Origin of the sequence: Microcystis wesenbergii FACHB-1317 (assembly GCF_014696875.1) — a bacterium.
GTDB classification, from domain to species: domain Bacteria; phylum Cyanobacteriota; class Cyanobacteriia; order Cyanobacteriales; family Microcystaceae; genus Microcystis; species Microcystis wesenbergii_A.
In genome coordinates this window covers 1-10,758 of the sequence record NZ_JACJQV010000163.1, presented here as the reverse complement: position 1 = coordinate 10,758, position 10,758 = coordinate 1, and the positions used below count along the sequence as shown (strand labels likewise).

Here is a 10,758-nt window from a genome sequence, read left to right as displayed (position 1 = left end):
CCTCGAATGGAAATTTTTTCTTTCTTCCAGACATCGATAATTTTTTGGCGAAAATCTACGGAATAGGGTCTCATAGGAAGCTGGTAAGTTCTATTATTTGTCTATTTGCTTTCCATTGTACCTCATAGCTCCAAGAATTGCTATATAACCAACTACTTAACTAAAAAGGTCGGCTAACACCCCAAAGAAATATTAACCAATCCTCTAGATATGGACAAACAGAATACTATCTAAATGGAGCGAGCCAGTAATGCTATGATCAAAAAATAATTATCTTGAGATGGTAATTTGTGTGATGTTACCTTTTTTACTACCCATTGCCCAAACTCCCCCTAGTGTAGAAATAATTCGACCGGCGCAGCTGCGTCCTTTACCGAATCAACTAGATCAAGTTCCCGTTTTTAATAGTAATAGTCCCGAATTATTGCTAGGAGAAGGGATTTTGCTTTCGACTTTTCCCCCCCAAGAGAAAAGTTTCCCCTCGGCCCATTTAAATTATGCTTTTCAGGGACGCTTTGATATTTTTGCCCACCATATAGCGAGGGGGAGTTTTCCCGATAATTTACGCAGCCTTTATCTGGGTATATTACTCCACAATCCTAGTTCTAATCCCGTGACCGTTAAAATTCTGCAAGGAGCTAGTTATTTGAGTCAACCGGATGCAGCTTTTATCGATTTACCCGCACAAGTGGAAAATAATCAGGGGACAGTTTTTGCAGGTCCAGGAAGTCGGGTAATGGGGGATATTTTAATGGGGCAGCGTCAGGATATTTTTCCCGATAGGATTATTATTCCGGCGGGGGAGAGTTTTATGGTCTTAAATGCGGCGATTCCCGTGCGCGATTTGACTCCCCCTTTAAACGGTAGGTCCACTTATCTCCGTCTGGAAAGTGACGGTCTTCTCTACGCTGCTAGTTTAGCTCTTTATGCACCCTTAGACGAAAATGGGCAGGAAAGACCACCAAATCTGACAGAGTGGCAAAATTTGCTAGAAAAAGGCAATTTATCGACTCCGCGGGATCGAGCGCCCACTCCTCCCCATAGTCAAGGACAGATAATTTATGGACGGGTAGCGGGGGTGTCCCAAGGTTCAGCTTGGCCAGCCCGATTGGTCGATCGAGCTTCTTTATGGTTAAATATTCCTGATTCTGGTCAATCTATAGCCTATGGGATTAGCACCCTACCCGGGGGCAAATTGGGAACGGAACAAAATCAAAGTGCTAGTATGTTAGTTCGCTATCCCGATACGGCCTATCAAGCTCATGGTAATTACGGTGTGGAATATAGGTTAAGTTTACCTCTATTTAATCGAAGTGATGAGGCGAAAACAGTGACTATTGCGCTAGAAACACCGATTAAAGAGAATGTTATTGGGCCGGGTTTGCGTTTTCTCGATCCGGCTGCCCCACAAGTGTTTTTTCGGGGAACAGTAGCCGTCAATTATAGCGATGACCAAGGACAGGCACAAAGCAGATTTTTCCATCTCGTCCAAAGACGCGGACAAGAGGGGCAATCTTTAGTGAGTCTGACTATTCCTCCGGGGGATTGGCGTGTAGTACAGGTAAATTTCTTATATCCACCAGATGCTACTCCTCCGCAGGTTTTAACGATTAAGACCGAGTAGAACAAGTTTAAAATTGGCCGTTAACGATCGCAATATTCCATTGACCGTCTTGGTTGGTTTCAAAGGCAATTTGGCGACCATCACCGCTAATGGTGGGATTGCGGACGCTTCCTCGCAGGTTAGCGGTTAACAGGGTTGCACGGGACTGGGAACGATCATAAACCATGACATCACTTTTACCGCGTTCGCTGGAGATATAGGCAATTAAACGACCGTCAGCATTCAGAGATGGCTGATCTTGGCTAGAATCGCCACGATTTAGGTTAGGAAGATTAACTAGGCGCTTTTCTTGCAGATCGAATAAATATATACTACGACGACCGGAGCGATCGGAAGCGAAGGCTAAATAGCGACCATCAGCACTATAACTGGGGAATTGATCGGGAGCAAAACTATTTAAACCACCGACGGGAACTTGAGGAGTGATCAAAAGAGGGGAATTACAGCCACTTATCCCCGATAACAGCCCAAAAGAGGCCAAAAATCGCCCCAGCCAGACAAAAAAATTTTTTTCTTTCATCTTGACTTTTGACCCCAAATGTGCTAGTAACTTTCTTCCTTGCCGACGGTTTTGAGGGTAAGTAGTTGATTGCCTTGACTGAGACTATCGGCGATCGCTTCTCGAATCGGCAGGTCAATACTGGTTTCAGCGAGGATTTCTTGGGCTTTTTGCCGCAAATCTGCCCCGGTATCGGCATCTACTTGGTCTAGATCGAGTAATTCCTGCGATAGCTGTTCGATCGAATTCGGGTTAGTCATAGCTCAGGCTCCCAACAAGCTTAATTACAATCCCATTGTAAAGAGGGTCCGGTCCCTAATTGGGGATTTTTTGGCTTTAATTCAGGATTGATAAGCTGTTCGTAATTTAAATTGCTTGTTGAGATCAGGCGGTCGGCAGGAGGCCGGAGATTATTTTTATTTATTCTCCCCACTCCCCTCTCCCCCCGCAACGGCTCGCAGTGGTCTCCCCCCACTCCCCAATTCATAATTCCTCCTCTCCCCACTTCATAATTCATCATTCATAATTCATAATTCCCTCTCTCTCAAAAAAATTTTCCTAGAAGTGCTTGACATAACCCTGATGATGAAGCTACAATTAGAATTGTCGCAAAAATGGGATTGTAGTTCAATTGGTTAGAGCACCGCCCTGTCACGGCGGAAGTTGCGGGTTCGAGCCCCGTCAATCCCGTAAAAATCTAGATTAGAGTCGCCCATGACTCGTTATCCTGTGGGCAGTAGGATAAAAACAGGCTCCCACTGCCTAGATTGGTTCTAATTTACCGATAAACCGGCATTAGCTTGAGTATAATCGGGTAATTCAATCTTTACCGGTTGTACCCGCCAGATTTCCTCGCAGTATTCCCGAATCGATCGATCGCTAGAGAATTTTCCCATGCGGGCTACATTAAGAATCGCTAAGCGACTCCAATGTTCTTGATCTTTATAAGCGTGACCGACTCCTTCCTGACAGTCGATATAGGATTGATAATCGGCCAGTAACATATAGGGATCATTGTAGATAAGATTATCCACAAGCGGGCGGAATAAACTACTATCACCCCGGCTAAAAAATCCCGAACCAATGAGGTCTAATACTGCCCGCAATTCTTCGTTATGGTAATAGTATTCTTGGGGATTATAACCAGCGGCTTTCTTAGCATAAACTTCCTCAGTTGTCAAGCCAAAAAGAAAGAAATTTTCCGCCCCCACCTCTTCACGAATTTCGATATTTGCCCCATCGAGAGTGCCGATAGTTAAGGCCCCATTCATGGAGAATTTCATATTACCAGTTCCCGAAGCTTCTTTCCCTGCGGTGGAAATCTGTTCGGACAAGTCGGCAGCTGGATAAACCCGTTGACCGAAGGTGACATTATAATCGGGCAGGAAAACCACTTTTAAACGTCCTCCAATCGTCGGATCATTATCAATCACTTCTGCCACAGAATTAATCAATTTAATGATTAATTTTGCCATAAAATAACCCGGGGCTGCCTTACCACCAAAAATAAAGGTACGGGGGGTAATATCAAGATTGGGATTATTTTTGAGGCGATGATAGAGAGTGACGATATGTAAAACGTTGAGATGTTGCCGTTTATATTCGTGAATGCGTTTTACCTGCACATCAAAGAGGGTACTAGGATCAACTTTAATGCCGACTTTTTTATCGATATAATTGGCTAAATCTGCCTTAATATCGTATTTAATTCGTCGCCAAGAGTCCCGAAATCCCCCATCATCCACATAGTTTTCTAAACCGCGTAAATCCTCCAGATGTTTAATCCAATTTTCGCCGATTTTTTCGGTAATGGCAAAAGTTAAGCGGGGATTACTAGAAACTATCCAGCGACGGGGAGTAACTCCATTGGTTTTATTGCTAAACTTTTCGGGAAAGAGTTCATAGAAATCGCGCAGAACATCTCTTTTTAGTAATTCTGTATGCAGGGCTGCCACCCCATTAATTGCCTGGGAACCCACACAGGCGAGGTGAGCCATACGGACGTATTTTTCGCCGCTTTCATCGATTATAGATAAACGGGACATTTTGCCGTCATCCTGGGGATAAATAATGCGAATTTTCTCCAAGAAACGATAGTTAATTTCGTAGATAATTTCCATTAATCGGGGCAAAAGACGACCAAAAATACTCAAAGGCCATTTTTCTAAAGCTTCTGGCAAAAGAGTATGATTGGTATAGGCGAAGGTATTTTGAGTAATAAACCAAGCTTTATCCCAATCGAAATGATGCACGTCAATTAACAAGCGCATTAACTCGGCTACCCCGACGGAAGGGTGAGTATCATTCAATTGTACTGACCATTTTTGATGAAAATTATCGAGACTGGGGTTCTCATATAAGTGAATACGAATTAGATCCTGTAGAGAACAGGAAACAAAGAAATATTGCTGTTCTAAACGTAGTTCTTTGCCTTGAATTGGTTCATCGTTAGGATAGAGAACTTTACTGATATTTTCCGAGTGAACTTTATTATCCACCGCACCATAATAATCGCCACGATTAAAGCGACCAAAATCAAAAGATTCACAAGCTTCTGATTTCCATAGACGCATGGTATTAGCGGTGTTCACTCGATAGCCGAGAATTGGGGTATCGTAGGGAATTCCTTTGACTACATAATCGGGAATCCAACGACTGCGATAATTACCATTTTCGTCGGTATAGGATTCGGTATAACCGCCAAATTTTACCTCTACTCCCGCTTCTGGTCGGGCAATTTCCCAGGGATTTCCATACTGTAACCACTTATCGGTTATTTCCACCTGCCAACCGTCGTGAATTTCTTGATCAAAGATACCAAATTCGTAGCGAATACCGTAACCAATAGCCGGAATTTCTAGGGTAGAAAGGGAATCTAGATAACAGGCAGCTAAACGACCTAAACCACCATTTCCTAACCCCGGTTCTTCTTCCTGGGCAATTAATTCTTCTAGTTTTAATCCCGATTCGCTGACAGCTTTCTCCACCTGTTCGTAGATACCGAGATTGATTAAATTATTGGCCAAATGGGGACCGACTAAAAATTCGGCCGAGAGATAACAAACGGTTCTGACATCTTTTTTTAGATAGGTTTGTTGGGTGGTTAACCAACGCTGCAATAAACGATCGCGGATGGTATAAGCTAAGGCCATGTAAAGATCGTTTTTGCTGGCTAATTCCGGTAATTTACCTTGAATATAGAGTAAATTATCCCTTAAAGCCCGTCGGATAGTTTCTGTGTCTAATCCTGTTCTGTCGTCTTCGATGATAATCGGACAAACAAAAGTTGACTCTGGAGATGGATTCATGGGAGTGTTTTTACTAAAAATTGACTGCTCTTAGTCTAAAATAATCTGTACTCAAATTTTATCAAAAAAAGCTTAAATCTTGACTAAGATTTAAGGTATAGTAATAATAAAGTTAAGGTGATTAAATTTCAGTTACCGATAGGAAGTGAAAACAGGGTAAAGTTTGAACAATGGGTGATTTTGTGACGGGTGGAAAGGGTTTTATCGGGGCGATAATCTTGGGAAAATCCCCCTCTATACCCCTTGAGGGCGTGAAAATGTCAAAACAGTCCATGTACTACGATTCCTCGAAGGCAGTTGGTTTCAAACCAATGGAGACATTACTTGCTAGGAATGCGTGGGAGAGGAAAAAGATGCTCTCAATTGTGCTGAGATGCTTAAGTAGTTAGGTGTTAAAAGTTGTCAGACACCCCCCTTATCAAGGTAGTAGGGTTGATTCATGAATCAACCCTACTATGAATCAACCCTAGGGGCAGGGGGGATCAGACGCAAAATCTATTTAATAACTCATCTAGGAAAACCTGTTCTTGCTAAAGTAACTCCAATTTTAAGCGCCATCATCCCCCCAAGAACACTGCCCAACCAGTAAATTAAGCCGAAAGTCACGTTTCCCCGCTCTAAAAACTTGTTAACCTCTAAACTATAGGTAGAAAAAGTTGTATAGGAACCACAAAAACCCGTGGCAATCATCAATCCTAATTCTGGGGCAATTATACGGATATTTTCCTTAACCATAGTAAAAATATAGGCAATAATTAAACAACCAGAAATATTGACAAAAAATGTTCCTAAAAATCCCCATTCTTGACCGAAGATACTTGTAATTAATTCTCCGATATAAAAACGACTCAAAGCCCCAAAAATAGCCCCAATCGCCACGAATAAACTATAACGTCCCCTGAAAAAATTCATGCTGTCTCTCCTGCCCTTCAATAGTCAATAAATTGGAGAATTAAGTAGCTGGTTATAATTAAATTTAAAATGGATTTTAGGTTCGATCCCCCCTTAATCCCCCCTTAATAAGGGGGGCATCTGATAGTTTTTAACGCCTACCTACTTAACCTAGAAAAAATTGGGCAATAGCTGCCCCAATTCTCACGGCAATCAATCCGAAAATGATACTAGCAACGGCAAAAAAAAGACTGAGAAAATTTTGTTGATTGCGCCAGAGGAGCAGGATATCTAAACTATAGGTAGAAAAGGTGGTATAAGCTCCTAAAAATCCCGTTCTAACCATTAAATCTAGTTGGTGGGAATAAAAGGGAAAACTGGGTAAAATAGCCCCAAAAAAGCCGATAGCTAGACAGCCAGTTAAATTAATAATAAAGGTTCCAGATGGAAAGCGCAAGCCGAATTTTGCTTTTGTCCATTCGGTAATATGATAACGAGATAACGCCCCCGGAACCGCTCCGGCTACAATTGCGAAAACATCGTTCAAATCTGACATTGTCTCTAATTTTTTTGCTATCTTTGCCTAGGCTCTATGATAATTGATGCGGTTATCGATCGCATTGCCCATATTTTCAGGGGTGTTATTGTCGAGGACAACCCTCTGATTTTAAAATAGAGGTATGAAAATTCAACCGCGTAAACGTTTTGGACAACATTGGTTAAAAGATGAATCGATACTCGATCGCATCATCGGAGCCGCTAATTTACAATCAGAGGATCGGGTATTAGAAATCGGCCCGGGTACAGGCATTTTAACCCGTCGTCTTCTCGATGGCGCTCAATTGGTTGTCGCTGTAGAAATCGATCGAGATCTATGGACAATTTTAAATAAAAAATTTGGCCAACAAGATAACTTTCATCTCATACCTGGCGACTTTCTTAGCCTTAAACCCGAGCAACTGCCGCCAGTTAATAAGGTAGTGGCTAATATCCCCTATAATATCACCGGTCCGATTCTCGAAAAGCTGCTCGGTTCGATCGCCCATCCCTTCACCCCCCCTTACCAGAGTATTACCCTCTTAGTCCAGAAAGAAGTCGCCGAAAGATTAGTCGCTGTCCCCTCCACCAAAGCTTACAGCGCTCTCAGCGTCCGCATTCAATACCTTGCCGATTGTCAATGGATTTGTGATGTCCCCCGGCGGGCCTTTTCCCCACCTCCCCAGGTGGATTCGGCGGTAATTCAGCTTTTACCCCGTGTTTTGCCGAATAATGTCAGTAATCCAGCCTTTTTGTCCACTTTAATTAGCTGGGGTTTTGCCAACCGGCGCAAAATGTTACGCAATAATCTAAAAAATTGTCTGGATAGCGATCGATTAAGCCAAATCCTGACACAATTAGAGATTAATCCCCTCGCTCGCGCCGAAGATCTCAGTTTATCGCAATGGATTGACTTGGCGGAAAAATTAGATCAATTGCCAAAATTTTAGATTTTTTTTCTTGACAAATGCACAGTTATACCCTTCTAGCCCCCGCTAAAATTAATTTATATCTAGAAATCGTTGGCGATCGCCCTGATGGTTTCCACGAGTTAGTCATGGTGATGCAGACGGTGGCATTATGCGATCGCATCACGCTCCGGCCGAACGGATTGCAGGAATTCCGCCTCTTTTGCTCTCATCCCCTCGTCCCCCAAGATAGCAGTAATCTCGCCCATCGGGCTGCCACTTTGATGGCGAAGGAATTCCCCCGCGTCTTTGCCAATTACGGCGGCATCGATATCACCATCGAGAAATATATTCCCGTGGCTGCCGGTTTAGCGGGGGGTTCCACCAACGCAGCGGCGGTGTTAGTCGGCATCGATTTAATCTGGGAATTAGGCTTAACCCGTCCGGAATTAGAAACTTTAGCGGCAAGATTGGGATCCGATACTTCCTTTTGTGTGACAGGAGGAACGGTTATCTGTACGGGAAGGGGAGAAATTCTCGATCCTATCGCTCCTCTGACTGGATTATGGGTGATTTTAGCTAAATACGATCATTTATCCGTTTCTACACCCTGGGCCTACCAAAGCTATCGGCAAAAATTTCAGGATACCTATCTGTCTTCTCCAGAGGAATTCCATCACCGTCGTCAGCAGGTGAGTTCTGGGGCTTTGGTACAAGCGATCGCCCAGAAAAAACCGGCCGCTATCGGCAAATTTATCCATAATGACCTCGAAAAGGTGGTTTTACCCGAATTTCCCCTCGTAGCCGAGTTAAGACAGGTTCTAGGGGATTTAGGCGGCTTGGGAACGATGATGTCAGGCTCTGGCCCGACGGTTTTTACTCTCTGTTCATCTCAGGAAGTGGCGGAAACTATCGTTAAAGAGGCCCGGGAAATTCTCGTCGCTCCCGATCTACAATTTTGGATAGCTCCAATCACCGATACAGGCATTCAAGTGACTTGAAAAAAGTCACTTGAATGCCTTTACCACGATAACCAAACTCGCGGAATAATTGCCTCTCGATCGCTCATTTCTCGCCTTAAAATTTGCCAAACCTGCTGAAACCATTGTCGCACTTCACCGCTAGAATTACCCCGATAACGACATAAAAGACCATCTCCTAAAGTGCTAGTAACTCCCATCTCTCCTTCTAGGGAAAAATCTCTCACTTTCTCGATTAAATTTCTGCCCACCGGTTGACCGATATAAACTAAAGTACCGATCAGGGCGCTATCATTTAAACCGGAAAATCCCTCGATCATTTTACCACCCAACAGGAAGGATCGATCGAGCCATAAAGGTTGTCCAGATCGCCAAATTTCCCAATTAGAATGCCATTCTCCCGCTAAAAATTTCTCGCCTCGCGCACTGCGACCAAAACGGGTAATTTCCCATCCCAACCAACTGCTATTTTCCCCTAAATCCACTCGTAAATGTTGGCGAAATACCGCCCCATTAAAGATAATTGTTTCTTGGGGTAGCCATTCTAAACTGGCATTGTCATCGATTTTAATCTCGATTAATTGCTGTGCCATCTGACCATTACTCTGGTAAACTTTTCCGGCAGAAGCAGTGGTAATCAGGGCATTAGTAGCGGCTTGGAGATGAATTTTTTGTTGAAGAACATCACCCCCAACTATTCCCCCCGCCGTGTGTAAAATCACCGTATGACAAAGATTTTTTCCTTCGGGATAAAAAGGTCTTTGTACTTTTAAAGGGGCGGTAGCATAGAGGTGATTAATCTGGGTTGCGAGATTTTTTTGCGTGTAAATTAGCTCTAGGTTTCCCTGCCACATTATTGATCCTCGGTCATGGTTTCTAGAAATTGCCGATAATTTTCGGGACTGAGATTAATTTTAACTTCTGTTTGCTGTTCTTGATCCCTCATCAGTAAAAAATATTCACTTTTTGCTTTTTTGCCGACCAAGAGAGGATTTTTTAGCTGGAATTTTTGATAAACCAGATGGGGTTTCGTCACCCGAATAACTAAACTGGCCGAAGGGGTGACAACGAGGTTGAAGTCTATTGTCTCACTTTCAATCTGCTTGTCACCCCGTCAGCCTCGGCAGTTACCCTTTTTTGTGCCTTTCTTCTAGACTTTATTGAGTCGAAACCTTTTTCCTATAGGCATTTCCAGCTTTTTCAGCATAACCTTCATAAATCTTAAAGACTACCATTTAATATTTGGTGTAGGATAGGACGAGGGGTGAGGAAAATTGTCCCTAACCTAATTCAAACCCTAAATAGTCCTCTGTCCCCTCTGAGATTCGGAGCGTCTGGCTAGTAGAAAAAAACGCTCGGCATCTCTTGTTTGATAACTTTCTTTTCTCATTATCTGGTGAGGATTTAATATATGGCTGGTAACGACATCTACTTCAGCTACACCTACAACTACGGCAACGGGGACTCCTATACGGGTTACGGTTATGGAGACAGTTCCCTAGGCTACTATAGTGGACAGTACAAGTACACCGACGAATACGGTTACTACAACTACAACGAAACCTACAACTACGGCTACTATTACATCAATTCCGTCTATAACTATGGTTATGACCTCGGTTATAGTGGCAGTAACACCAACATCTACGTCAGCAGCTACTATGATGGCGGTGGGGACTATGATGGAGTCGGTTCGCCCAGTTACTCAACCACCTATAACATATACTCCTATGGAGGTTATTCAGGATTAGGGTCGGAATATGGCTATGCCTACAACTCCTCCTATAGTAACAGTGACTCCTACTTCGATAACTACTACTCGGCTGATACCGGTGGTGGCAACAACGACATCTACTTCAGCTACACCTACTACTACGGCAACGGAGACTTCTATCAAGGTTATGGTTATGGGGACAATTCTCTAGGCTACTATAGTGGACAGTACAAGTACACCGACGAATACGGTTACTACAACTACAACGAAACCTACAACTACGGCTACTATTACATC

General features: G+C 43.3%; 10 protein-coding genes, 1 tRNA gene and 2 pseudogenes. 6 read left to right on the top strand and 7 right to left on the bottom strand.

Annotated features, from left to right (window positions below):
• Positions 1–280: 280 nt before the first annotated feature.
• Complete coding sequence (locus tag H6F92_RS14785; RefSeq protein WP_190358518.1) at positions 281–1,624, top strand: DUF3370 domain-containing protein; 1,344 nt, start codon at positions 281–283, stop codon at positions 1,622–1,624.
• A 7-nt stretch (positions 1,625–1,631) separates the two neighbouring features.
• On the opposite strand, the gene H6F92_RS14780 is transcribed toward H6F92_RS14785, so the two are convergent.
• The gene (locus H6F92_RS14780; RefSeq protein WP_190358517.1) at positions 1,632–2,144 is read right to left on the bottom strand and encodes a TolB family protein; all 513 of its coding nucleotides are present in this window, start codon (positions 2,142–2,144) and stop codon (positions 1,632–1,634) included.
• A gap of 23 nt (positions 2,145–2,167) precedes the next feature.
• The gene (locus H6F92_RS14775; protein WP_002737387.1) at positions 2,168–2,383 is read right to left on the bottom strand and encodes a hypothetical protein; all 216 of its coding nucleotides are present in this window, start codon (positions 2,381–2,383) and stop codon (positions 2,168–2,170) included.
• Positions 2,384–2,739: 356 nt separating this feature from the next.
• Between H6F92_RS14775 and H6F92_RS14770 the strand changes: the two genes are divergently transcribed.
• Positions 2,740–2,813 (top strand) — tRNA-Asp (locus H6F92_RS14770).
• 83 nt (positions 2,814–2,896) lie between these two features.
• Here H6F92_RS14770 and H6F92_RS14765 read toward each other — a convergent pair.
• A complete protein-coding gene (locus tag H6F92_RS14765) occupies positions 2,897–5,431 on the bottom strand; it encodes a glycogen/starch/alpha-glucan phosphorylase (RefSeq protein WP_190358516.1) in 2,535 nt (844 codons plus the stop codon).
• A 215-nt stretch (positions 5,432–5,646) separates the two neighbouring features.
• Between H6F92_RS14765 and H6F92_RS27060 the strand changes: the two are divergent.
• A pseudogene (locus H6F92_RS27060) lies at positions 5,647–5,730 on the top strand (dihydroflavonol 4-reductase); the annotation flags it as partial.
• Positions 5,731–5,938: 208 nt separating this feature from the next.
• Here the strand turns inward: H6F92_RS27060 and crcB (H6F92_RS14760) are convergent.
• Together crcB (H6F92_RS14760) and crcB (H6F92_RS14755) are read right to left on the bottom strand one after the other, a co-directional pair.
• The gene (gene crcB / locus H6F92_RS14760) at positions 5,939–6,343 is read right to left on the bottom strand and encodes a fluoride efflux transporter CrcB (protein ID WP_190358515.1); all 405 of its coding nucleotides are present in this window, start codon (positions 6,341–6,343) and stop codon (positions 5,939–5,941) included.
• 145 nt (positions 6,344–6,488) lie between these two features.
• Positions 6,489–6,878: a fluoride efflux transporter CrcB gene (crcB, locus tag H6F92_RS14755; protein ID WP_190358514.1), complete on the bottom strand. Its 390-nt coding sequence runs from the start codon at positions 6,876–6,878 to the stop codon at positions 6,489–6,491.
• A gap of 124 nt (positions 6,879–7,002) precedes the next feature.
• On the opposite strand from crcB (H6F92_RS14755), the gene rsmA reads away from it, so the two are divergent.
• Together rsmA and ispE are read left to right on the top strand one after the other, a co-directional pair.
• Complete coding sequence (gene rsmA / locus H6F92_RS14750) at positions 7,003–7,809, top strand: 16S rRNA (adenine(1518)-N(6)/adenine(1519)-N(6))-dimethyltransferase RsmA (protein WP_190358513.1); 807 nt, start codon at positions 7,003–7,005, stop codon at positions 7,807–7,809.
• 17 nt (positions 7,810–7,826) lie between these two features.
• The gene (gene ispE / locus H6F92_RS14745) at positions 7,827–8,768 is read left to right on the top strand and encodes a 4-(cytidine 5'-diphospho)-2-C-methyl-D-erythritol kinase (RefSeq protein ID WP_190358512.1); all 942 of its coding nucleotides are present in this window, start codon (positions 7,827–7,829) and stop codon (positions 8,766–8,768) included.
• Positions 8,769–8,788: 20 nt separating this feature from the next.
• Here ispE and H6F92_RS14740 read toward each other — a convergent pair whose 3' ends face one another.
• Both H6F92_RS14740 and H6F92_RS14735 read right to left on the bottom strand, forming a co-directional pair.
• Complete coding sequence (locus H6F92_RS14740) at positions 8,789–9,601, bottom strand: urease accessory protein UreD (RefSeq protein WP_190358511.1); 813 nt, start codon at positions 9,599–9,601, stop codon at positions 8,789–8,791.
• A pseudogene (locus tag H6F92_RS14735) lies at positions 9,601–9,798 on the bottom strand (hypothetical protein); the annotation flags it as partial. The gene H6F92_RS14740 and the pseudogene H6F92_RS14735, both read right to left, overlap by 1 nt.
• 360 nt (positions 9,799–10,158) lie before the next feature.
• Between H6F92_RS14735 and H6F92_RS14730 the strand changes: the two are divergent.
• Positions 10,159–10,758: hypothetical protein (locus tag H6F92_RS14730; RefSeq protein ID WP_199308230.1), on the top strand; the 600-nt coding region annotated here is incomplete at its 3' end.